The 23,962-nt window shown below is 72.9% G+C and carries 15 protein-coding genes and 2 pseudogenes; 13 read left to right on the top strand and 4 right to left on the bottom strand.

What is annotated here, in order from left to right:
* Window positions 1-8: 8 nt before the first annotated feature.
* The 7 genes from BLW82_RS40640 to BLW82_RS40610 all read left to right on the top strand — a co-directional run bounded on the left by BLW82_RS40640 (window position 9) and on the right by BLW82_RS40610 (window position 7,239).
* A complete protein-coding gene (locus tag BLW82_RS40640) occupies window positions 9-620 on the top strand; it encodes a cysteine hydrolase family protein (RefSeq protein WP_093508544.1) in 612 nt (203 codons plus the stop codon).
* Entirely contained in the window at window positions 617-946 is a 330-nt protein-coding gene (locus BLW82_RS46425) for a hypothetical protein (protein ID WP_371131451.1), read from the top strand. Before BLW82_RS40640 ends, BLW82_RS46425 begins: the two co-directional genes overlap by 4 nt.
* A 46-nt stretch (window positions 947-992) precedes the next feature.
* Complete coding sequence (locus tag BLW82_RS40630) at window positions 993-2,795, top strand: thiamine pyrophosphate-requiring protein (protein WP_093507178.1); 1,803 nt, start codon at window positions 993-995, stop codon at window positions 2,793-2,795.
* Entirely contained in the window at window positions 2,792-3,025 is a 234-nt protein-coding gene (locus BLW82_RS40625) for a hypothetical protein (protein ID WP_093507176.1), read from the top strand. The genes BLW82_RS40630 and BLW82_RS40625 overlap by 4 nt, the downstream gene beginning before the upstream one ends.
* 19 nt (window positions 3,026-3,044) lie before the next feature.
* Entirely contained in the window at window positions 3,045-4,058 is a 1,014-nt protein-coding gene (locus BLW82_RS40620) for an SDR family oxidoreductase (protein ID WP_093507174.1), read from the top strand.
* Window positions 4,059-4,204: 146 nt separating this feature from the next.
* On the top strand, window positions 4,205-5,731 hold the full coding sequence (locus BLW82_RS40615) for an APC family permease (protein WP_256216130.1): 1,527 nt from the start codon (window positions 4,205-4,207) through the stop codon (window positions 5,729-5,731).
* A gap of 47 nt (window positions 5,732-5,778) precedes the next feature.
* Window positions 5,779-7,239, top strand: a complete 1,461-nt coding sequence (locus BLW82_RS40610; RefSeq protein WP_093507170.1) for an aldehyde dehydrogenase family protein — start codon at window positions 5,779-5,781, stop codon at window positions 7,237-7,239.
* A gap of 95 nt (window positions 7,240-7,334) precedes the next feature.
* Here BLW82_RS40610 and BLW82_RS45920 read toward each other — a convergent pair.
* Window positions 7,335-7,519 (bottom strand): annotated as a pseudogene (locus BLW82_RS45920) (DUF1275 family protein); the annotation flags it as partial.
* A gap of 108 nt (window positions 7,520-7,627) precedes the next feature.
* On the opposite strand from BLW82_RS45920, the pseudogene BLW82_RS40600 reads away from it, so the two are divergent.
* The 3 genes and pseudogenes from BLW82_RS40600 (at window position 7,628) to BLW82_RS40590 (ending at window position 11,289) form a co-directional block, all read left to right on the top strand.
* A pseudogene (locus BLW82_RS40600) lies at window positions 7,628-9,330 on the top strand (MFS transporter).
* Between the two features lie 30 nt (window positions 9,331-9,360).
* The gene (locus tag BLW82_RS40595; protein WP_093508543.1) at window positions 9,361-10,323 is read left to right on the top strand and encodes an alpha/beta fold hydrolase; all 963 of its coding nucleotides are present in this window, start codon (window positions 9,361-9,363) and stop codon (window positions 10,321-10,323) included.
* A 51-nt stretch (window positions 10,324-10,374) separates the two neighbouring features.
* Complete coding sequence (locus BLW82_RS40590) at window positions 10,375-11,289, top strand: squalene/phytoene synthase family protein (protein WP_093507168.1); 915 nt, start codon at window positions 10,375-10,377, stop codon at window positions 11,287-11,289.
* On the opposite strand, the gene BLW82_RS40585 is transcribed toward BLW82_RS40590, so the two are convergent.
* From BLW82_RS40585 to BLW82_RS40570, 3 genes are all read right to left on the bottom strand, one after another.
* Window positions 11,280-13,190, bottom strand: coding sequence for a glycoside hydrolase family 97 protein (locus BLW82_RS40585; RefSeq protein WP_177233225.1), 1,911 nt, complete (start codon window positions 13,188-13,190; stop codon window positions 11,280-11,282). The genes BLW82_RS40590 and BLW82_RS40585 overlap by 10 nt on opposite strands.
* Window positions 13,191-13,216: 26 nt before the next feature.
* Window positions 13,217-15,550: a glycosyl hydrolase family 95 catalytic domain-containing protein gene (locus BLW82_RS40575; RefSeq protein WP_177233224.1), complete on the bottom strand. Its 2,334-nt coding sequence runs from the start codon at window positions 15,548-15,550 to the stop codon at window positions 13,217-13,219.
* Window positions 15,551-15,947: 397 nt separating this feature from the next.
* On the bottom strand, window positions 15,948-16,895 hold the full coding sequence (locus BLW82_RS40570) for an RICIN domain-containing protein (protein WP_256216128.1): 948 nt from the start codon (window positions 16,893-16,895) through the stop codon (window positions 15,948-15,950).
* A 296-nt stretch (window positions 16,896-17,191) separates the two neighbouring features.
* On the opposite strand from BLW82_RS40570, the gene BLW82_RS40565 reads away from it, so the two are divergent.
* From BLW82_RS40565 to BLW82_RS40555, 3 genes are read left to right on the top strand one after another with little or no spacing between them, the layout of a single operon-like run.
* Window positions 17,192-17,764 (top strand): sigma-70 family RNA polymerase sigma factor, encoded by a 573-nt coding sequence (locus tag BLW82_RS40565; protein WP_256216127.1) that lies wholly within the window; start codon window positions 17,192-17,194, stop codon window positions 17,762-17,764.
* On the top strand, window positions 17,761-18,939 hold the full coding sequence (locus BLW82_RS40560; protein WP_093507160.1) for a hypothetical protein: 1,179 nt from the start codon (window positions 17,761-17,763) through the stop codon (window positions 18,937-18,939). The genes BLW82_RS40565 and BLW82_RS40560 overlap by 4 nt, the downstream gene beginning before the upstream one ends.
* A 58-nt stretch (window positions 18,940-18,997) precedes the next feature.
* Window positions 18,998-23,743, top strand: coding sequence for an FtsK/SpoIIIE domain-containing protein (locus BLW82_RS40555; RefSeq protein ID WP_093507158.1), 4,746 nt, complete (start codon window positions 18,998-19,000; stop codon window positions 23,741-23,743).
* The last annotated feature ends 219 nt before the right edge of the window (window positions 23,744-23,962 follow it).

Genomic DNA, 23,962 nt, shown 5'->3' with positions numbered 1-23,962 from the left:
TGAACGCCGTGACCGGGTCCGGATCGACCGGCGGTACCGCGCTCGTCGTCATCGACATGATCAACACGTACGACCACGAGGACGCGGAGCTGCTGCTCCCCGCCGCCGAGCAGGTGGTGCCCGTCCTGGCGAACCTGATCGGCCGGGCCCGGGACGCGGACGTGCCGGTGATCTACGCCAACGACAACTTCGGCCTCTGGCGCTCCCACCACGGGGAACTGGTCGAATCCGCGCTGTCCCGCCCGCACGCCGCCCTGGTCGAGCCGATCCGGCCCGACGACGACTCGCTGTTCGTCGTGAAGGCCCGGCACTCGATCTTCTACGACACGCCCATGTCGTACCTTCTGTGGCAACTGGGCGTCGGGACGGTGGTGCTGACCGGTCAGGTCACCGAGCAGTGCGTCCTGTACTCCGCTCTCGACGCGCACATCCGCCACCTGGATGTCACGGTGCCGAAGGACGCCGTCGCCTCCATCCACCCGCACCTGGCGGACGCGGCGCTGGAAATGATGGAACGCAACATGGGTGCCCGAATCGTCCTGGAGAAGGAAGTCGATTTCCGGGGTACCCGGCGGCCCGCGCGGGAGGGAACTCGAAGTCAGCCCGGAGGTAGGCCATGAGCTCACGCGTTCACGGAGAGTCACTGGACCGCCGGTTCACGGCCCTTCGGGCCGGGACCGACGCGGAGGTCCGGTTCGACACCGGGAGCCGCGCCTACTCGACGGACGGCTCCGACTACCGGCACCGGGGCGGCACCGGGCGCCGGGCCCTGCACCTGGCGGAGGCACAGGCCGTGGCCCTCGACGGCCCCGTGCCCAGCGACCGCCCCGAACGGCTCGCCCGGCGGCCCGCCGAACCCTCCGGCACGGCGCGGTGGGCGACCACCGCGGCCGCCGGGACCCTCGCGGCCGCGCTGGGCGCCGTAGGGCGGCTGCGCCGCCCGTAGACGCACGCATAGGCACCCACCTCAACTTCAGGAAAGGTTGTCGCACATGTCGACGAAGGTCTCCGACTACATCCTCCAGCGGCTGCGCGAGTGGGACGTGGAGCACGTCTTCGCCTACCCCGGCGACGGCATCAACGGCCTGCTCGCGGCCTGGGGACGCGCGGAGAACAACCCCCGGTTCATCCAGTCCCGGCACGAGGAGATGTCCGCCTTCGAGGCCTGTGGGTACGCGAAGTTCTCCGGCAAGGTCGGCGTGTGCGCGGCCACCTCCGGCCCCGGGGCCATCCATCTCCTCAACGGCCTGTACGACGCCAAGCTGGACCATGTCCCGGTGGTGGCGATCGTCGGGCAGACCAACCGCAGTGCCATGGGCGGCTCGTACCAGCAGGAGGTCGACCTGCTGTCCCTGTACAAGGACGTGGCCTCGGACTTCTGCGAGATGGTCACCGTCCCCGAGCAGCTCCCGAACGTCCTGGACCGGGCCATGCGTACGGCCATGGCCCGCCGCTCGGTGACCGCCGTGATCATCCCGGCCGACGTGCAGGACCTGGACTACTCGCCGCCCGAGCACGCCTTCAAGATGGTGCCGTCCAGCCTCGGCATGCCGCACTACGCGCCGGTACCCGACGACGGCGACCTCCAGCGGGCCGCCGACGTGCTCAACTCGGGCGGCAGGACGGCGATCCTGATCGGCCAGGGCGCGCGCGGCGCCCGCACGGAGGTGGCGGAGGTCGCCGACCGGCTCGGGGCGGGGGTCGCCAAGGCACTGCTGGGCAAGGACGCCCTGGACGACGACCTGCCCTACGTCACCGGTGCCATCGGGCTGCTCGGCACCCGGCCGTCGTACGAGATGATGCGTGACTGCGACACGCTGCTGGTCATCGGTTCGTCCTTCCCCTACACGCAGTTCCTGCCGGCGTTCGGGAAGGCGCGGGCGGTGCAGATCGACATCGATCCGCACATGGTCGGGATGCGCTACCCCTTCGAGGTCAACCTCGTCGGCGACGCCGCCCGGACCCTGCGCAGGCTGCTGCCGCTGCTGGAGCAGATGGAGGACCCGTCCTGGCGGGAGACGATCGAGAGCAACGTCAGGGACTGGTGGGAGGTGATGGAGCGGCGGGCCGCCGTCGAGGCCGACCCGATCAACCCCGAGTACGTCGCCCACGCCCTCAGCGGACTGCTCCCGGACGACGTGATCCTCTCGGCCGACTCCGGTTCGGCCGCCAACTGGTACGCCCGGCACCTGAAGCTGGGCGGGGCGATGCGGGGCTCGCTGTCGGGGACGCTGGCGACGATGGGCCCGGGCGTGCCGTACGCCATCGGTGCCAAGTTCGCGCACGGCGACCGGCCGGCGATCGCCCTGGTCGGTGACGGGGCGATGCAGATGAACGGGCTGGCCGAGCTGATCACCGTCGCCAAGTACTGGCAGGACTGGGCGGACCCGCGGCTGATCGTCGCCGTCTTCAACAACCGGGACCTGAACCAGGTGACCTGGGAGATGCGCGCCATGGAGGGCGCCCCGCAGTTCCTGCCCTCGCAGTCCCTCCCGGACGTCGGGTACGCCGACTTCGCCCGCTCGCTGGGCCTGACGGGAATGCGGATCGACGAGCCGGGCGGGGTGCGGGGCGCGTGGGAAGCCGCGCTCGCCGCCGACCGTCCGTGCGTCCTCGACTTCGTGACCGACCCTGCGGTACCGCCGATCCCGCCGCACGCCACCCTCGACCAGATCGAGGCGGCGGCCGCCGCCGTCCTGAAGGGCGACAGCGACCGGGGGGCGATGGTCCGGCAGGGCTTCAAGGCCAAGGTGCAGGAGTTCCTGCCGCACCGGCACGAAGCGGGACGGCGGTGAGCGGCCTGCCGGCCGTCGAGCGGGTGGACAGCGCCGTCCACACCGTTCCGACGGACTCGCCCGAGGCGGACGGGACCGCGGCCTGGGACAGCACCACGCGCGTCCTGGTCACCGTCCGCTGCGGGGACGTCACCGGGCTCGGGAACACCCACGCCCCGGCCGCGTGGACCGTCTCCGACCTCCTCGCCCGAACGGTCACCGAACAGGGCCGCCCCTTCCGCATCAGCTGACGAACCGAAGGAAAGGACCATGTCGCAAGTCGTCGTCATCACCGGAGCAAGCGCCGGCATCGGCCGCGCCGTCGCCCGCCTCTACGCCGAACGCGGGGCGCGCGTCGCCCTGATCGCACGGGGCGAGGCCGGCCTCGAAGCCGCGGCGAAGGAGGTCGCGGAACTCGGCGGCCATCCGCTGATCCAGCGGGCCGACACCGCGGACCCTGGCCAGGTGGAGGCCGCCGCCGACACCGTCGAACGGCTCCTCGGGCCCATCGACGTCTGGATCAACTGCGCCTTCACCAGCGTGTTCGCGCCCTTCGTCGAGATCACCCCGGAGGAGTACCGGCGGGTCACCGAGGTCACGTATCTCGGGTTCGTCAACGGCACCCGGGCCGCCCTCGCCCGGATGCTGCCGCGCGACCGGGGCACCATCGTGCAGGTCGGGTCGGCACTCGGCGAGCGGGCGATCCCGCTCCAGTCGGCCTACTGTGCCGCCAAGCACGCCATCAACGGCTTCACCTCCTCCGTCCGGCTCGAACTGCTGCACCAGGGCAGCAACGTGCACATCACGATCGCCCAGATGCCGGCGGTGAACACCCCGCAGTTCTCCTGGGTGCGCTCCAAGCTCCCCCGTCATCCGCAGCCGGTGCCGCCGATCTACCAGCCCGAGGTGGCCGCGCGCGGTGTCGTGTTCGCCGCCGACCGTCCCGCTCGCAAACAGCGCTACATCGGCGCCACCACGGCGGCGACGATCTGGGCCAACCGGCTCGCCCCCGCCCTCCTCGACCGCTACCTGGCCCGAACCGGCTTCGGCTCCCAGCAGACGGACGCCCCCGCACCCCCCGGCCGGGGCAACCTGTACGCGCCGGCCGACTCCGTGCCCGGCACCGACCACGGCGCCCACGGCGAGTTCGACGACCGGTCGCACGGGCACTCCGTGCAGGCCGCGCTGGCCCGGCACCCGGCGGTGACGGCCGCGACCACGACCGCCCTGACCGTCGCGGCGGTCGGCGGGGTACGGCGGCTGCTGGGCACCAGGAGCGGGTAGCGGGGGTCCCGCGGTTTCCGGGAGATTTCCGGCGGCTGTGAGTGCCGGAAGCGATGGTCACGACTTGGGTCCGAGCGCTTGTGCGGTTGTGCGGCACAGTGGACCATGGCCGGATCGCGCCCCTCCTGAGCACGCTGGAGCTCCCGGTGACCGCTGCCCCACTCGCACCCGAGCCGGTCGACGCGCCGGCCGCCGCCCAGGCGGAACGGCAGAAGCTGCGCAAGCACTTCGGCCGCTTCGACATCCTGTTCTTCCTGCTGTGCACCATCGTCGGCGTGGACACCATCGGTGCCGTGGCCTCGTCCGGTGCCGAGGCGTTCACCTGGCTGATCGTGCTGGCCGTGGTGTTCTTCGTGCCGTCCGCGCTGCTGATCGCCGAGCTGGGGGCAGCCTTCCCCGACGAGGGCGGCCCCTACATCTGGACCAGCCGGGCCTTCGGGCGCCTCGCCGGTGCCGTCAACAACTTCCTGTACTGGATCACCAACCCGGTGTGGCTGGGCGGCACCCTCGCCGTCTCCGCCGTCACGGCGTACACCACCTTCTTCAACGGCGGGAAGGAGCTGAGCACCCCCGCCTTCTACGTCTTCACCGTCGTCTTCGTGTGGGTGGGCGTGCTCGCCGCGATCCTCTCCTTCGACATCGGCAAGTGGATCCCGACCATCGGCGCCTGGAGCCGGTTCGTGCTGCTCGGCCTGTTCACCGTCACGGTCGTGGTGTACGGGATCCAGCACGGTCTGCACGGCTTCGGCATCGGCGACTTCTCGCCGACCTACGCCGGATTCGTCGGCCTGGTGCCGGTCCTGATGTTCAACTACGTCGGTTTCGAGCTGCCGAACACGGCCGGCGACGAGATGACGAACCCGCAGAAGGACATCCCGTACGGCATCTTCCGCAGCGCCGTGCTCTCCGTCCTCCTCTACGCGCTGCCGATCCTCGGCATCCTGCTCGTCCTGCCGGTCAAGGCGATCACCGGCCTCGGCGGCTTCGTCGACGCGATCCGGCAGGTCTTCACGGTGTACGGCGGCCACGTCGGCGCCGACGGCACCGCCACGCTGAGCGGGTTCGGCACCGTGCTCGGCGATCTGGCCGGGATCATGTTCATCCTCACGGTGCTCTCCTCCGGCGTCACCTGGATCATGGGCTCGGACCGCGCCCTGGCCGTCTCCGGCTACGACGGCGCCGCGCCCCGCTTCCTCGGCGTGATCTCCAGCCGGTTCGGCACCCCGGTCCGGGTGAACATCCTCAGCGGACTGGTCTCCACCGCGGTCCTGATCCTGGCCCACCAGTTGACCAACGGCAGCGCGGCCAAGCTCTTCGGCGCGGTCCTCGGCCTCGCCGTGTCCACCACCCTCGTCAGCTACCTGGGCATCTTCCCGGCGCTGCCGTTCCTGCGCCGCAAGTACCCGGACACGCCCCGCCCGTACCGGGCCCCCCTCCCCTGGGTCATCAGCGGTGTGCTCACCCTGCTGATCCTCTTCGCCAGTGTGCAGCTGGTGGCGCCCGGGGCCGGCGACCACTGGTTCGGCGCCGACTACGCGCCGGACGGCTGGACCCACGCCGAGCGCGGAAAGTACCTGCTGACGGAGCTGATCCCACTCGTCGGCTTCATGCTCCTGGGTGTCCTGTTCTGGGCGCTGGGCCGGCCGACCCGGACGGCGGCCGCCGAAAAGTAGGGCGCGAATGCTTGAACCGTAAACATGTGGTGCCTACGGTTGCGCCCATGCCCCTCATTCGCGAACTGCTGATCGGCGGCAAGGACGTCCCCGCCCTGTCCGGCCGAACCACCGAGGACCTCGCCCCCTACAGCGGCGAGGTCTACGCCACGGTCGCCGCGGCCGGGCCCGAGGACGTGACCCGCGCCGTGGACGCCGCCGACGCGGCCTTCGAGGACTGGGCCGCGCTCGCCCCCTTCGCCCGCCGCGCGATCTTCCTGAAGGCCGCCGACCTGCTGGAGTCACGTGCGGAGCAGGTCGCCGACCTCATGGCCCAGGAGGTCGGCGGCACCCGGCCGTGGGCCGGCTTCAACGTGGGTCTCGCCGCGAACATCCTGCGCGAGGCGGGGGCCGCGATCACCGCGCCGCGCGGAGAGGTGCTGAGCGCCCAGGAGGCCGGCACCCTGGGCCTCGCGGTCCGGGAGCCGCTCGGCGTGGTGGCGGCGTTCGCGCCGTGGAACGCGCCGGTCATCCTCGGTGTCCGGGCGGTCGCCGCGCCGCTCGCCGCCGGGAACACGGTGGTCGTCAAGCCCAGCGAGGACGCCCCGATCGCCTGCGGGCTGCTCGTCGCGGACGTGCTGCGCGAGGCCGGGCTGCCCGACGGCGTGCTGAACGTGGTCACCAACGCCCGGGAGGACGCGGCCGAGATCGCCGAGGCGCTGATCGCCGACCCGCGGGTGCGGGCGGTGAACTTCACCGGCTCCACCGGCGTCGGCCGGATCATCGGCACCCACGCGGCACGGCACCTCAAGCCGGCGGTGCTGGAACTGGGCGGCAAGAACGCGGTGCTCGTCCTCGCGGACGCCGACGTGGACTACGCGGTGGACGCCGTCACCTTCAGCATGTTCATGAACTCCGGGCAGATCTGCATGTCGGGCGACCGCATCCTCGTCCACGAGTCCCTCGCCGAGGAGTTCACCGGCAAGCTCAGCGCCAAGGTCGCCGCCCTCCCGGCCGGCGATCCGGCCGACCCGCACACCGTGGTGGGCCCGCTGGTCACGGCCGCCGCGGCGGAGCGCGTGGCAGGGCTGGTGGCGGACGCCGTCGGCAAGGGCGCCACCGTGCTCACCGGGGGCGGCCGGCCGGAGGGCGCGGTGCATCCGGCGACCGTGCTCGCCGACGTCCCCAGGGACGCCGAGCTGTACTACGCGGAGGCCTTCGGACCGCTCGGCGTCGTCGAGACGTTCGCCGACGACGCAGCCGCGATCGCCCTCGCCAACGACACCGACAACGGCCTGACGTGCGGCATCATCACCGAGAACGCGACGCACGGGCTGGCGGTCGCGCGCCGGATCCGGACCGGGATCGTGCACATCAACGACCAGTCCGTGGCCGACGAGCCGCACGCTCCCTTCGGCGGGGTCAAGGCCTCCGGGTACGGCCGGTTCGGCGGCCGGTGGGGCATCGAGGCGTTCTCCAACACCCGCTGGGTGACCCTGACGACGCAGCAGGCGCACTACCCGTTCTGAACGCCGCGTCCGCCGCGGGTCGCGTGCTCGCCGCGGGGGCCCGGCGGCGGAGCGGGGGCCCGGCGGCGGACGCGGCGCCACAGCGGGTCGGTCCAGCCCGCGATCGCGAAGCCGGAGACGACGAGGTTGCCGGTCGTGTGGCGACGAAGACGTGGCCGGGGGCGAGGTGGCCGAAGGCGTCCACGAGGCCGGTGACCACGGTGAGGTCGAGCACCACCGGGGGCAGGGGGCCGTGCCGGTCGGCCGGGTCGGGTGGGGCGCGCCGGTCCGGCCGGCCCACGGTGGCTGCCCGTTCGGGCAGAGGGCGAGCCGGCAGGGCGTCTCCGCTTGCCTCGGCGCGGTTTCGGCGCGTAGGAAAGCGGCGTAGGAAAGCCGGGAAGGCGGGGGCATGTCAGGCACCACGAAGGACGACGACGGCGCTGGTGGTTCCCCGGTTCCGGGTTCGGCCTGGGCGCCGCTGGCGCTGCCGGTGTTCCGGGCCCTGTGGATCGCGCAGTTCGTGTCGAACATCGGCACCTGGATGCAGACGGTCGGCGCGCAGTGGCTGCTGCTGGGCCACGGGGCAACCTTGGTCACGCTCGTGCAGACCGCGTCCAGTCTGCCCGTAGTGCTGCTGGCGCTGCCGTCGGGGGTGCTCGCCGACCGGTTCGACCGGCGGGGGCTGCTCGTCGTCGCCCAGGTCGCCATGTGCGCGGTGGCGGTGGTCCTCGCGGTGCTGGCCTTCGCCGGCGCGCTCGCGCCGGGTGCGCTGCTCGCGCTGACGTTCCTGCTGGGCTGCGGCACCGCCCTGATGAGCCCGGCGTGGCAGGCGATCCAGCCCGAACTCGTGGGCCGCGCCCAGCTCGGGCAGGCCTCCGCGCTGGGCGCGGTCAACATGAACCTGGCCCGCGCCATCGGGCCGGCCGTGGGCGGTGTGCTGGTCGCGGCGGCGGGCGCGGGGTGGACGTTCGCCTTCAACGCGGTGTCCTACCTGGGCATCGTGGCCGTGCTGCTGCTGTGGAAGCGTCCCGCGGGCGCGTCCGTCCCGGCCGCCGAGGGCGAGGGGTTCTTCACCGCCCTGTACGCGGCCCGCCGTTACGTGTGGAACGCGCCCGGCGTCCGCCGGGTGCTGCTGCGCACCGCGCTGTTCATCCCCGGTGCGGCCGCCGTGTGGTCGCTGCTGCCGCTGGTCGCGGGCGACTCGCTGCACCTGGGCTCCGGCGGATACGGTCTGCTGCTGGCCGCCGTCGGGTTCGGCGCGGTGGGCGGCGCGTTCCTGCTGCCGCGGCTGCAGAAGCTGCTCGGAGCCAACGGGGTCCTGGCCGCCGGTGCCGTCGCCTTCGGGGTGGTCCTGACCGTCCTGGCCACGGTGCACGTCACCTGGGCCGTCGCGGTCGCGCTGCTGCCCGCGGGGGTGGCCTGGATCGCGGTCCTGTCCACGCTCAACGCGGCGACCCAGACCCGGCTGCCCGGCTGGGTGCGGGCCCGCGGCCTCGCCGTCTACCTGCTGGTCTTCCAGGGCGGCCAGGCCCTCGCCGCCCCGCTGTGGGGCGCGCTGGCCCAGGGCGCGGGACTCGGCACCGCCCTGCTCGTGGCGGCGGGCCTGCTCGTGCTCACCGCCGTCACCGTGCCGCTCTGGCCGCTGTACGACGCCGCGCGGATCGACCCGACCCCGTCCGACCACTGGCCGACCCCGCCCTGGTGTACGAGCCCGGTCCGGCCGACGGGCCGGTCCTCGTCTCGATCGTCTACCACGTCTCCCCCGACGACGGGGTGGCCTTCGCCCGGGCCATGGAGAACGTCGCCCGCTCCCGGCGCCGCACCGGGGCGCTCACCTGGGGGCTGTACGAGGACGGCACCGAACCCGGCCGGTTCATCGAGAACTACCTCGTCGGGTCGTGGGCGGAGCACCTCGCCCAGCACCACACCCGCCAGACCGTGACCGACCGGCGCTTCGAGGAGCAGGCCCGGTCCTTCCTGCTGCCCGGCAGCACGCCCCAGGCCACGCACGCCTTCGACGCCGCCGTCGCCGCGGGGAGGGGCCGCCGGGCCTCCGCGCCGCCACCGGCTCCGGACGTCTCCCCCGTGTCCGGCGCCGGTCAGGACGGGTAGCCGAAGATCGTTGCGCGTACGCTCGTGCACATGGTCCAGCATCGAATGGTCGACGTGAACGGGATCCGGCTGCACATCGCCGAGGAGGGTTCCGGTCCGCTGGTCGTGCTGCTGCACGGCTTCCCCGAGTCCTGGCACTCCTGGCAGCACCAGTTCGGTCCGCTCGCCGCGGCCGGTTTCCGCGTGGTCGCCCCCGACCAGCGCGGGTACGGCGGCAGTGACCGTCCGGCGGACGTCGAGGCGTACGACATCCTCCACCTGGTCGGCGATGTCGTCGGGCTGATCCGGGAGCTGGGCGAGGAGCGGGCGTTCGTCGTCGGGCACGACTGGGGCGCGCCGGTGGCCTGGCACACCGCCCTGTTCCGCCCCGACCTGGTGCGCGGGGTGGCGGGACTGAGCGTGCCGCCGCCGTTCCGCGGGACGCAGCCGCCGCTGCGGACCATGGAGGAGCGGTTCGGCGGGCGCTTCTACTGGAACTACTTCAACCGCCCCGGGGTCGCCGACGCCGAGTTCGGCCGCGACCCGCGCACCACGCTGCGGAAGTTCTTCACCATGGCGTCCGGGGAAGGCGCCGGGGCCGGTGAGGTCCGGCAGCCGCTGGTCGACCCCGAGCGAGGCTGGCTGGCGGACATGCCGGATCCGGAGACCCTGCCGGAGTGGTTCACCGAGGCGGACCTCGACGCGCTCACCGAGAGCTTCTCGCACGGCTTCACCGGCGCCCTCAACTGGTACCGCAACCTCGATCGCAACTGGGAACTGACCGCTCCCTGGCAGGGCGCCGTCGTCACCCCGCCCGCGCTCTACGTCTACGGGGACCGCGACCTGGTCCCGGCGTTCCCCGGCACACCCGAACTCATCGCCCGCCTGCCCCAGTTGATGCCGAACCTGGTGCGCGAGCCGGTCAGCCTGGCGGGCTGCGGGCACTGGACCCAGCAGGAGCGCCCGGACGAGGTGAACGCGGCGCTGCTGGACTTCCTGAAGCCCCTTTCCTGAGTCCCCTCGGGGCCGGACTCCGCTGTCCGGGCGTACCTCTACGATCTTCCCGTGAGCGCGTGGAACAAGACCCTGACCGCGGCAGGCATCACGGACCCCGTACTGCGCCGGGACTACGGCGTCCAGCGTCGGCTGGTGCGGCGGTACCGGCGCAGTGCCTACCTGGCCTGCCGGGTGCTGCTGCCGCCCGCCGTGCTGCCCCACGTGGTGGCCGCGACGGCCGTGATGCACCACGGGGACACGCTCCTGGACTCCGGCCCGAAGCCGGCGCGGGCAGCGGCCTGGGACGCCTGGGAGGAGCGGGTGCGCACCGCGCTGCAGACCGGGACCAGTGACGATCCGCTGATCCGCACCCTGCTGCACACCGTCACCGCGTACCCTCGGCACCGGGAGGCCGTGGAAGCGTATCTGGCCACCGCCGCCGCCGAGTTGGCGTTCGACGGCTTCACCACGGAGGCCGACTACCAGGCCTACGTGGACGCCTACTCGCTGCCCGCCTTCCTGCCGATCGCCGGCCTGCTGGGGCCCGACGACGACACCGACGGGCGGTTCCGGGCGGGTTGCCGCACGCTCATCGACGGCAGCCAGCGGCTGGACTTCGTCAACGACCTCGCCGAGGACCTGCGGGAGGGCCACCCGGGCATCCCGGCGGAGACCCTGAAGCGCTTCTCGGTCACGGTGGCCGACCTGGAGGCGGGCCGGGCCTCCGACGGGCTGCGCTCCCTCGTGGCGCACGAGGTCGAGGCGGCCCGGGCCGATCTGCGGACGGGGCGGGAGGTGCTGGGCCTGATGCCGCCCGCCCACCGGCCGATGGTGAGCGCCCTCATCGAGATCGAGCTGATGACCGCCGAGGCGGTACTGGCCCGCGGGACGGGGGTGCTGCGGGGTTCGGCGTCGCCGTCCACGGCGGGCACCCTCAAGCTGTTGCTCGGTGCCCGCCGGGCGGCGGTACGCGCTCAGCGGTAGCAGGTGGTGACGCCCGGGTGCCACCGGCAGGCGATCCCGGCGAACCCGCCGCCTGCGACGACGTCGATACTCAAGTCATCCCCTCCGTGCAGGACGTGACTGTCCTGGACGAGGCCGTCGGCGCCGTCCCGGATCGTCTGCACCAGCCACGTGCCCCGGCCGACGGCCAGGGGCACGGTGGCGGTGTGGGCAGCACCGGCGTACACCCCGCCGAGGAACCAGCGGTCCCCGCTGCGGCGGGCGAGCACGGCCTCCTGACCGGGACTGCCGGCCAGCAGCCGGGTGTCGTCCCAGGCGGCCGGCTCCTGGTCGAGGAAGTCCCGGGCCAGGGGCCGCTGGTCGTACGACTCGGGGGTGCCCGCGAACATCTGGAGCCCCGACTCGTAGACGACGGTGAGCCCGGCCTCGGCCGCGTCGGAGTTCGGGCGCAGGCCGACGCGCTGGAAACCGCCGGGGGTGAAGTCCATCGAGCCGATGACGTTGCGGGTGAAGGGCAGGGTGGTGAGGTGTGCGGCGGTGTTGGTGCGCTTCTCCTCCCCGCCGACGGCCTCCATGCTCATCACCTGCGGCCAGGTGCGCTGGATGCCCTTGGGCAGGGTGGCGCCGTGGAAGTCGACCATGAGGTGGTGGGCGGCGGTCTGGGCGAGGATGGTGTCGTACCACCGGAACATCGACTGTGCCTCGGAGTTCATGAAGTCGATCTTGACTCCCTTGACGCCCCAGCGCTCCAGCGTCGGTAGCCACCGGTCGCGTTCCTCGGGGGTGTCGAGGTCGCGCTGGTGGACCCAGACGATGATCCCGACGCCCTTGGCCCGTGCGTAGTCGACGAGTCGGGGCATCCAGCTGTCGGTCTGCCAGTCGGGGTCGGTGACGTCCCACTCGTCCTTCTTGAAGTACCAGCCGGAGTCGACGGCCTCGTAGGGCCAGTGGTGGGCGGCCGCGTAGTCGACGTACGCCTTCTGCGCGTCGAGGCTCTGGCCCGCGGCGCGACCGCCGGCCAGCCAGGTCCAGAGCACGGTGCCGGGGTGGATCCAGGAGGTGTCGGGGACCTCGGAGGCGGGGGCGAGGTCGTCGGTGAAGGTGGACCGGGTGACGGTGGCGAGGTTTCCGGTGATCATGGCCCGCCAGGGGGTGGTCAGGGGGCCGTCGGTGTGCACCTGGCTGTCGGCGAGCGTGACGCGGTAGGTGCCGGTGCCCTGGGTGTGGGCGAGCCGGGCGCCGGAGTAGGTGCCGGTGAGGTCGGACTCGGCGAGCAGGGTGTAGCCGCCGTCGGTGGCGAACAGGGCCTGGTCCGAGTACTCGCCGGTCGGGGCGGTCGCGGCGGTGTACCGGTTGAACTGGCCCTCGTTGTCGACCCGGTAGGTGCTCAGCCAGGCGCCCGCGTCCGCCGGCAGGTTGAACGCGGAGGTCTCGCCGAGGACGTCGCCGTACCCGGCGGGCAGGACGTAGCGGTAGGCGATGCCGTCGGCCGCGGCGCGGACGACGAGGTCGAGGCGGGCACCGGCGGCGGTGGCGAAGGACAGCCGGGTCTCGTTCATGCGCACCCGGCGGTCCAGGCGCTTGCCGGACTTCGCCCGGTAACGCGCCTCGACCGTACGGTCCTTGCGGTGCAGGAAGCGCAACCCCTGCGAGAGGTCGGCCTGTTGCGTGAGGATGCCGAGGGGCGACGGTTCGATCATCGTACGGCCGTCGCGCGAGACCGCGAGGCCTAGGGTGCCGGTGGTGTCGTCGAGGGCTATCCGGGCGCTGGGTGCGTGGGCCGCCTCGGCCACGGTCCAGCTGTGCGGCGGCCGGTGCTGCTGCTCGGCCCGTGCGGGGCCGGTGGCGAGGAGGGTGGCCGCCAGTCCGGCGCAGAGCGCGGCGGCCACGGTTCGCACGGTTCTCGGGGGTGGAACGGCCATGTGAACCCTGCCTTCCGGTCGGTGGTTTACGGCAGTCCCCACGCCGCGCCCGGCTCGCTGACGGCGACCGGGGCGATGACGAGGTCGGGGCGGGAGCCGGAGTGCACGAGGACCTCGCGGCCGCGGGGCAGGTCGATGGCGAGGGTGCCGTCGCCGAGGTCGTGGGTGCGGGCCGGGGTGCCGTCGTCGAGCAGGACGGTGAGGGGGCCGGTCAGGCCGTGGCGGAGCTTGAGCGGCTCGCCGGCCAGGCTGCGGATCCGGATGAACCGGGTACTGCCCCCCTTGCGCACCGCGCTGACCAGGAAGGCGCCCTGGGTGCGGAAGTCGTGCAGGGTGAGGTCCGCCCAGGCGGTCGGGACGGCCGGGAAGACGCGGATGATCCCGCCCCAGCTCTGGCAGAACATGTCGTGCAGGGACTGCGAGGCGGACAGCGGGGTCTCGATGACCGGTCCGGCCTCGGTGTAGTGGGTGTTGGCCCGGCAGGGGTAGCGGGTCGTGGGGTCGAAGAACTTCCGCAGGTAGCCGATGGCGGTGTCGCCGTCGCCGGTCATCGCGTACATCGAGGCGGCCCCGGTGTAGCTGTAGCCGCGGTGGGCCCCGGTCAGCGCGTGCCAGCGCACGACGGACTTCGTGATCAGGTCGCGGTTCTCCGGCTGGTCCCAGTTGACGAGGTACAGCGGGTACACCATCAGCAGGTGCGAGTAGTGGCGGTGGGACTGGTCGTACGGGGTGTCGGCGCCGATCATGAAACCGTTGTCGTCCACCGGGTACGGGGTGAGCCGGGTCAGTATCTCCTGCCAGCGCGGCTTCAACTCGTCGTCGATTCCGAGCAGTTCGGCGGAGTCGAGAAGGGTCTGGCAGCCCCAGCGGATCAGGGCGAGGTCGTAGTTGGTGTCCTGCGGCGGGACGACCGGGTACTCGGGCGAGAGCGTGCTGGGCAGGTGCAGCCTGCCGTCGCTGCCCGGGGTGAGGAAGTGCCAGTAGTAATTGACCGTACGGCGCAGCAGCGGGTAGATCGTTTCGCGGAGCAGGGACTCGTCCATGGAGTGGCGGTAGGACAGCCAGACGTTGTGCAGGGCCCAGGTGAGGTCCCCGGTCTCGGCGCCGGTTCCCGGCCTGCCGACCTCGCGGTTGGCGAACATGTCGGAGCTGCGCCCGATGCCGGAGCTGTCCGCGCGGTAGGCGGCGGGCACGTTGGCGGTGAGCTGTTCCTGGCTCTGGCGCAGGGTGGTGGCGAGGGAGTCCAGTTCCGGGTGGTTGAAGGCGTGGATCAGCCAGTACTCGAGCTGGACGTTGAGGTTCCACCAGACCGCCGGCCAGGGGGTGGGTTCCAGCCAGGGGCCGGAGGTGGCCATGACCGGGCCGTCGGCGCGGCTGGCGGAGGCGACCTTGTAGAGCTGGATCCAGTGGAAACTCTGCAGCCGCTGGTCGGGGAACGAGACGAAGCTCTTGCGGTAGAAGGCGTGCCACCAGTGGGTGTGGCGTCGCCTGAGTGTGCTGTATGACGTAGCACTGCGCAGCCGACGTCGGGAGTCCGCCTCGGCGGCGCTGTCCGACGGGAAGCTGTGCCCGACGCTCAGCAGCAGATCGTCGCCGGTGCGGCGGTAGGAGGTGGCCGTCTGGCCGCCGCCGGTGAGAGGTTGGAGGACCTGTTCGGTGCCGTCGGCCGTGGTGCGGGTGGTCCAGGGCGGGTTGGCGGTGTAGCCGGCGGGCGGTGCCTCCTGGATCCTGCGGGGGCTGACGGCCTCCTCGGGGTGGAAGGTCCAGGTGACGCGCTCGCCCCCGTCGGCGCCGGCGCGGACGGCGAGGACCTCGTCGTGGACGATGGCGGCGAGGGTGAGGGTGCCGGCGGTGGTGGTGACGGTGCCGGTGAGTTCGGCGTTCCACAGGCTCAGGCGCCAGTCCACGGCGGTGATGGTGCCGGCCGGTTCGAGGGTGAGGTGCCCGACGGGCAGACGGGCCGTGCCCCAGCCGCTGCCGAACTCCGGGCGGTGGTCCTGGACCCGGCCGTGCTGGACGGTGAAGCGGATCTGGTTGGTACCGGGCTCCTGGTAGACCATGCTGCCGAGCAGCCCGTCACCGAGGAACGGCCCCTCGTACCAGAGGGCCGGCAGCCTGGTCCACAGCAGATCCTGGCCACGCAGGAAGCGGTCCCAGGCGCCGTCGGTGGTCATGGTGTTGCGGAGTTCCCAGGGGTGGCGGGCGGCCGGCGCGGCCGGTGCCGGGGCCTCTGCGGCGGCGGGTTCCGTCGACGCCGCGTGGGCGGTTCCGGACAGGGTCACGGCCGCCGCTCCGCCGAGGGCGGTGCCGAGTACGGCTCTGCGCGGCATCGGCGAACGTTGCTCAGGGTGCGAGGTCATCATCGTCCTCCAGACCTGACGGATCATCGATACATCGGGTGTATCGGGGAACCTAGGGATCTGGCTTGCACCTGTCAACAACCTCAACACGGCGGAGAGCACGCCAGGTTAGTCCGCACAACGGGCCTGACCTCTATGTTCACATCAGTAGCCGCAGCTCAAGTCCTTGACTCATCCGATGTATCGGAGGTGCCTGACTCCTGTCCGATGTCTGTTCTCACGGTCGCCGCCTCGACCGGCGGCCGGACGCGGACGTCGCTCAACCGCACGTGGCGCAAGCTCGGGGAATCTCGAACCGACCGGACGGCGCGCACCGCCGTTCACCACATCGGAAGCGGCGGTGCGGAGGCCCGTTTCCGCGGCCTCCGCCACCGGACCAGGTGGCCGGCCTCGGTCGTCAGCTCTTGTGCCACTTCTGGTTGGGGGTGCCCGAGCAGGTCCACAGCTGGAGCTTGGTGCCGTTGACCGTGCCGTTGTCGGTGACGTCGACGCACTTGTCGGCCAGGGCGCTGACCAGGTCGCCCCGGTCGCTGAGGTAGAAGAGCTGGGCCCGGCTGCCGCTGCACTTGGCGACCTGGATCGCCGTGCCGTTCGCGGTGTTGCCCCACGCCAGGTCCATGCACAGGCCGAGCGAGCGGATGGTGCCGTCCGACTGGAAGACCCATTTCTGCTTGGCGGCGCCCGAGCAGTCCAGGATCTCCAGCCGGGTGCCGTCGCCGCCCGCGTCGGTGACGTCGACGCACCGGCCCGATCCGGTGCCGACGAGCTTCACGCCGGGCACGGTGGTGGTCTTCGTACCGCCGCCTCCCGACGTGGAACCGCCGGACGAGGCCGTGCCCGAGGAGGAGGACTTGGTGCCGCCGCCGGACTTCGAACCGGACGCGTTGGAGCCCGCGTTCGCGTCCGGGCCCGAGCCCGACCCGGAGCCGACGGTACCGCCTCCCGACTGCTGTCCGGTCGAGCCGGTGCCCGTGCCGCCGGCCGACCCGGAACCGCCGGAGGTGCTCTTCCCGGGCTTGTGGGAGGTGCTGTGCGAGGGCGAGGGGGACGGCGACGGGGAGACGGAACCGGTCGTACTGGACAGCGTTGTCGGCTCCCCCGCCGCCACCACGGCGGCCGGTGTGGTGCCCGGGTCGGGGAAGAGGTCCACCCGGCTCAGCAGCGGCACGGCCAGGGCGACGACGACGGTGAGCCCGGCCGCCGCGCCGACGGTCGCCCACACCCGCGCGCCCGGCACGAGCCCGCGGCGGGGCACGGCGGGCCGGCGGGCGAAGGTGTCGCTGAAACGTCCCGCCGGGGTACCGGGCCGTTCCGCCGAGGGCCGGGGTCTGCGAAGGGGCGGCACGTCGTCTCCTGAGGGTCTCGTGAAGGTCTCGGAACGCCCGGAACATGCGGGGCACAGGAACAGTAACCAAGGCGCGGCACCGATCCGCCCATGCGTCCACGAAGATCCAGCCGAACGTCACCTTCCGTCCACCTATGCGGGGTTGCCTGTGACCAACCTGTTGAAGTCCGGGGCGGGTGCGGCTTCGGGAACGGGCGTTATTCGCGCTAGCGTTCGTGCCTGACGCGATTCACAGTGACACAGAGCAACCCGGCAAGACAGCACAACAGCACCACCGACACCGGAAGGCGGAGGCCGTGAGCCTCATCGACCATGACCGCGCCGACGGCGCGGACCGGACGCTCGGCCTCCTTCTCGCGGAGCGCGACAGCCTGCGCCGCTTCGTGACCGGCATGATGGGGCGCGACCCCCACGGCGCGGAGGACGTCGTCCAGGAAACCCTGTTGCGGGCCTGGCAGTCGGCCGGACAGCTGGACTGGCGGGACCGGCCCATCCGGATGTGGCTGTTCCGGGTGGCCCGCAACCTGGTGGTCGACGGCCGGCGCCGGGACCGGAGCATCCCGGTGGGGATCACGGCGGCGGACTTCGGCGGCGCCGCACCCGCGCCGGTGCCCGACCACGCCGAACAGGTCGGCGACCGCCGGGTGCTGGTCTCCGCCCTGCGCACCCTCGCTCCCGCGCACCGGGAGGCCGTCGTCCGCGTGCACCTGCTGGGCCAGCCCGGCGACGACGTGGCCCGCCGGCTCGGGCTGCCCCCGGGCACGGTCAAGTCCCGGACCCATCACGGCATCCGCGCGCTGCGCGCCACCCTCGAATCCCACGGCTGCCGCCCGGCCGGGACCCAGCATCTCCGGGGAGAGACGCGATGACCTCCGACACCATCACCACCCTGCTCGGCCTCGTCGGCGTCCTGGTGCTGGTCCTCGCCGTCACGCACTGGCTGGTCCGGCGCGGCGGCGGCTGGAAGGCCCTGTGGCGCCGGCTCGGGCGTGAGATCGGCCTGACCGTGAAGGCGTTCACGGGTCCGGTCCGTATGGAGCTGCGCTACCGGCGCGGCCTGCGCCAGCTGGTGCGGCTGCTGCGCGACCCGGCCGTGTGGGCCGACGCCGAGCGGGCCACGGCGCTGGCCGCGGGCGTCCGGGCCGGGGTGCGGCCGTACGGCGTGCTGGCCAGCCCGGAGTGGATGGCCGTGCTGGTCGCGGCGGACGGCGACGCGCTGCGTGAGCCGCCGGCACCCTGGGCGGCGGACGAGAGCGACCCGCGGCTGTGGTGGATCGACCGTGCCGATCTGACCGACGACGGCGCGGAGTCCGCCGTACCGCTGCTGGTGTGCGTGGGGCTCGACATGGGCCACGCCGTGCTGCTGGACGTGCGTTCCGGTCCGCCCGCGCTGTCCGTGTACGGCCCGTCGCGCGCCGCCCGTTCGGCCCGCGCGGTGCTCCAGGCGCTCGCCGCGCAGGTGGACGCCCGGCTGCCGGAGGGCCGGGTCGCCATCGCCGCCGGGGTGCACCCGCGGCATCCGGGGATGCCGGCCGCGGCGGCCGTCGGACAGCCCGGCGTCGAGGTCGCGGTGTGCGCCGACCCCCTGGAGCGGCCGCTGCCGTCCGGGGTCCGGCTGCTGAGCCTGGGCGTGGCCCGGGGCCGGACCCGGCTGCTGGAGGTCGCCCCGGACGCGGTGCTCACGGTGCACGGCGCGCCCGCCGCCGCCCGGGTCGACGTGCTGCCGCTGTCGCGGGCCGTGGCCCGGACGCTGGCCGCGCTGCCGCCGTGCCCGGAGCTCCCACAGGCCGGACCCGCGGGTCCGGCGGACGCCGTGTCCGCGGCCGATCCCGACCTGCTGCCGGACGAGCCGGACCTCGACACCGGCGCGGCCCCCGTCACCGAACCGACCGGGGTCTCCGCGTCCCGGCCGGCCCCCGCGTCCGAGCCGGCCGCCGTGCCGGTGCCCGCTCCGGCCGCGGCCGTCGGGAGCGACGACGACTTCGCGGAACCGAGCACCTCCGAGGCGGCCGGGGTCTCCGCGACCTCGGCGCAGGCGCCGTGACGCCCTGACCGCCGTACCGTCCCCCGATCCCGTACGAACGAATGCCCGGCTGGGAGCCGTGAACCTCACCATCACCACCGTGGACGCCACGGACGGACAGCGCCGCGACCACCAGGTCCGGCTGCCCTCGAACGCCACCGTCGGCGATCTCGCCGCCGCCCTCACCCAGGACGAGGCCGCCGCCGGCGGCGGTGCGGACTGGGCGGCGGCCGGCGCGCCGCGGGCCCAGAACCTCTACACCGGCGGCCACCGGCTCGACCCCGACACGCCGGTGGCCGGCAGCGGGATCCGGGACGGCGGCCTGGTCGGGCTCGGCGGCCCGGCCCGCCCCGCCGACCTGGTCCGGCTCCAGGACGACGGCGCCCCGGACGGGGTGCTCGCCGAAGTGCACCTCGTCTCCGGGCCCGGCGCCGGGCGCACCTGGCGACTCGGTCCCGGCAGCCACGAGATCGGCAGCGACCCGCTGTGCGCCCTGCGCCTCGACCACGCCGACGGGGTGCCTCAGAACGGGCTGTGGGTGACCGTCGGCGCGGACGGCACCGCTTCCTGGCAGCGCATCGACGCCGACCCGGAGGCGGCCGTACGGGCCAGGCTCGCCTCGCCGCCGCCCGACGACGCCATCACCCAGCTGCGCCGCCCGCGCCCGCAGCCGCCCCGCGAACGCCCGGCGGGGCCCGGCCCGGTGCCGTGGCCGGCCGGAGAGGACCTGACGGTGGGTCCGGTGCTGCTGCGGATGAGCTCCCCGGTCGAGGCGGACGCGGCGGTCACGCCGTCCGCCGACGGCTACGGGGTGGACTACAACCGGCCGCCGCGGATCGCCCCGCACCTGGACGCCCAGCGGGTCCGGCTGCCGCAGCCGCCGTCGCCGCCGCAGAAGCGGCCGTTCCCGACCGTGATGATGATCTCCCCGATCGTCCTCGGCCTGTTCATGGTCAGCATCTTCAAGTCGTACTACTTCCTGGTGTTCCTGTTCCTCAGCCCGATGATGATGCTGTCGAACTGGGCGACCGGCCGCCGTGCGGCCCGCAAGCAGTTCCTGGAGTCGGAGGCGGCCTACGAGCGGCGCCGTGACGTCCTGGAGGAGCAGGTCCGGGACGCGGTCGTGGGCGAGCGCCGGGTACGGGACAAGACCGGCCCGGACCCGGCGTCGGTGGCCCTGATCGCGACCGGTCCCGGCGGCCGGCTCTGGGAGCGGCGCCGCCGCGACCCGGACCATCTGGTGCTGCGCCTGGGCACGGTGGACCAGCCGTCGGTGCGGGAGCTGGAGGACCCTGCGCGGGACGAGAACCACCGCTCGATCCGCTGGAACATCCCCGACACGCCGATCGGTGTGGACATCACCGCGCACGGTGTGGTGGGCGTCGCGGGTCCGGCAGCCGAGGTGCAGCCGCTGGCCCGCTGGCTGGTGGCGCAGGCCGGTGTCCTGCACAGCCCGCGCGACCTGAGGATCGTCGTCCTGACCGAGCCGGACCGGGTCGCGGACTGGGCGTGGACGCGCTGGCTGCCGCATCTGAAGCCCGGTACGGCGGGCGGTCCCGTGGTCCTGATCGGCAACGACCCGGAGTCCACGGCCGCCCGGATCAGCGAACTCGTCTCCCAGGTGCAGTCGCGGCGCCGGCAGGCCGGCAACGAGCGGGACGTGGTCTTCGCCGAGCCCGACGTCCTGGTGATCGCGGACGGGGCGCGGCGGCTGCGCGACGTGCCCGGCATGGTGCAGGTGCTGACCGACGGACCGCGGGTGCGGATCTTCAGCGTCTGCCTGGACGAGCAGGAGCGGCTGCTGCCCGAGGAGAGCACGGGTGTCGTGCTCGCCGCCGACGGACGCCTGACCGTACGGCGTCCCGGCGCGCCCGACCTGCCCGCGGTGCGCGCCGACCGGGTCTCCCCCGAGTGGTGCGAGCAAGTGGCCCGCGCACTGGCCCCGATCCGGGACGTCAGCCCCGAGCACGACGCCGGACTGCCGCAGCGGGTGCGGCTCCTGGACCTCCTCGGCCAGGAGCCGCCCGACGCGCGGGCGCTGCTGGACCGCTGGCGGACCGACCCCGCCTCCACGTCCTTCCTGATCGGCACCGGCTTCGACGGACCGCTCTCCCTGGACCTGGTGCAGGACGGACCGCACGGCCTGGTCGCCGGTACGACGGGTTCCGGCAAGTCGGAGCTGCTGCAGACGTTCGTGGCGTCGCTGGCCGCCGCCAACCGGCCCGACGAACTCACCTTCGTGCTGGTCGACTACAAGGGCGGCAGCGCGTTCAAGGAGTGCGCCGGCCTGCCGCACACCCTCGGCATGGTCACCGACCTCGACGCCCACCTCGTGGAACGGGCCCTGGAGTCGCTCGGCGCCGAACTGCGGCGCCGGGAGCAGGTGCTGGCCGCCGCCGACGCCAAGGACCACCCCGAGTACCGGGCCAAGCGGGCCGCCGACCCCTCGCTGGCCCCGCTGCCGCGGCTGCTGCTGGTCATCGACGAGTTCGCCACCCTGGTCCGCGAGGTCCCCGACTTCGTGCCCGGGCTGATCAGCATCGCGCAGCGCGGCCGTTCGCTCGGCATCCACCTGATCCTGGCCACCCAGCGCCCGGCCGGTGTGGTCACGGGTGACATCCGCGCCAACACCAACCTACGGATCGCGCTGCGGGTCACCGACATGACCGAGAGCCAGGACATCATCGACGTCAAGGACGCCGTCGACATCTCCTCCGGCACCCCCGGGCGGGCCCTGGTGCGGCGCGGGCCGAAGCAGGCGGACCCGTTCCAGACCGCGTGGGTGGGCGCCGAACGGCCCCGGGAGGCCCCGGCCGCCGCGGCCGAGCCGGAGGCCGGTCACCGCAGGCCGGTCCGTTCGGTGGACGTGGGCTGGGACGCCCTCGGCCGGCCCGCCGAACTGCCCGCCGAGGCACGGACGGTGACGGTCGCCTCCACGCAGGGGCCGGCCCCGACCGACCTCCAGGCGCTGGTCGAGGAGATCCGCACCGCGGCCGACCTGCTCGACGACTTCACCCCGCAGCCCAGCCCCTGGCTGCCCCCGCTCCAGCGGGAACTGACCCTGGACGACCTGGCCGAGCTCGGCGCCACCCGCGAGGGCCGGCTGGTGATCCCGTACGCATTGGAGGACGTGCCGCAGCTCCAGCAGCGCCGGGTGGCCGTGGCCGACCTGGCCACCTTCGGGCACCTGTACGTCATCGGCGCGCCGCGCTCGGGCCGTACCCAGGTGCTGCGGACCATCGCCGGATCGGCCGCGCGCGCGGCGAGCACCGCCGACGTGCACATCTACGGCATCGACGCGGGCGGCGGCGGACTCACCGCGCTCGGCGCGCTGCCGCACTGCGGTGGCGTGGTCTCCCGGCACGACCTGGAGCGGCTGGGCCGGCTGCTGCAGCGCCTGAACCGGGAGCTGACCGAGCGGCAGGACCTGGCGCAGACGCACAGCGCGACCGGCATCGCCGAGCTGCGCAAGCTGCTGCCGAAGGCCGAACGGCCCGCGCACATCATGCTGTTCATCGACGGCTGGGACTCGCTCTCGGTCATCATCGACGAGCACGACCACGGCCAGCTGGTGCAGGAGGTGACCCGGCTCATCCGCGAGGGTGCCGCCGCGGGCATCCACGTCGTCGCGACCTCCGAACGCTCCCTGCTGGGCGGGCGGATGGCCGCGCACAACGACCACAAGCTGCTGCTGCGGCAGGGCGACCGCAGTGACTACCAGGCGGTCGGCATGATGCCCAACAAGATCCCGGCGGACATCCCGCCGGGCCGTGGCTGGCACGTCCTCAGCGGCACCGAGACGCAGGTGGCACTGCTGGCGGCCGGCGGCGGGACCGAGCAGGCCGAGGCGCTGCGCACGATCGGCGAGGCCGCGCGCAAGCGGGACGCGCAGGTGCCGGAGGCCCGGCGGCCGTTCCAGGTCGCGGTGCTGCCGCGCTCGGTGGAGTTCGCCCAGGCCTACGAGAAGGTCAAGCAGAGCGACCGGCGGCCCATGTGGGGGCTGCTCGGCGTCGGCGGCGACGAGGGCGGGCCGGTCGGCACGGACCTGGCGGGCTCCGCCTCGGCGTTCGGGGTGTTCGGCCCGGCCGGGTCGGGCCGCAGCAACACCCTCGCCTCGATCGCGGTGTCCCTGCTGGCCGGCGGTACCTCGCTGGTCGTCCTCACCCCGCGCGAGTCGCCGTTGCGCGCCCTGGAGCGGCACGCCACGGCCACCGTGCTCACCGGGAACGACCCGTCGGCGGACACCGTGCAGGCGGCGCTTGACGCGCTGCCGGGGCCGAGGGTGGTGGTGATCGACGACGCCGACCTGCTCACCGGCTCGGCGGCGGACAAGCTCCTCAAGGAGATCGCCGTCTCGGGCCGCGACCGGGGCTTGGGGCTGGTCTACGCGGCTTCGGCGGAGGGCTTCCAGAGCGGGATGAGCGGGTGGACGCTCGCGGCCCGCCGGGCGCGGCGCGGCCTGCTGCTCGCGCCGAAGAACCTCACCGAGGGCGACCTGGTCGGCGTACGCCTGATGCCGAGCGTGGTCCGGTCGACGACGCATCCGGGCCGGGCCTGGACAGCCGGACCGGGCGGTGCGCTGCTCGCCCTCCAGGTGCCGCTCACCCCCTGCGGGCCTGACCCTCACCGCACGGCACACGAAGGGGCCCTCCCGGGAAGTCCGGGAGGGCCCCTTCTCGCTCGCGGGTGTTACGAGTTGTTCTGCAGGCTGCTGCTGATGCCCTGGTCGAACTGGATCGCGTTCTCCTTGATGCCGTTGAACATCTCGGAGAAGTCGTTGATGCCCTTCACCGCGGCCAGCAGGCTGGTGTCGAAGTTGTTGTAGGTGGTGCGGATGACTTCGCTGGACTGCTGGAAGACCATGCCGTCGTCGACGAGGGTGTTGACCCGGTTGCGCAGGTTGCTGAGCACCGGCAGCAGGTTCTCGTGGGCGTCGTGCAGCAGGCTCACGACCTCCTCGATCTTGTGGTAGTCGAGGTTGATGCCGTTGTAGCTGGCCATGGGGTTCCTGTCCGTTCCTGTCGTTCTCGAAGGGGGTACTTCT

The organism is Streptomyces sp. Ag109_O5-10 (assembly GCF_900105755.1).
Taxonomy (GTDB): Bacteria; Actinomycetota; Actinomycetes; order Streptomycetales; family Streptomycetaceae; genus Streptomyces.
Note: the sequence above shows the minus strand (reverse complement) of the source record. Positions and strands in the feature narration are given on the sequence as shown.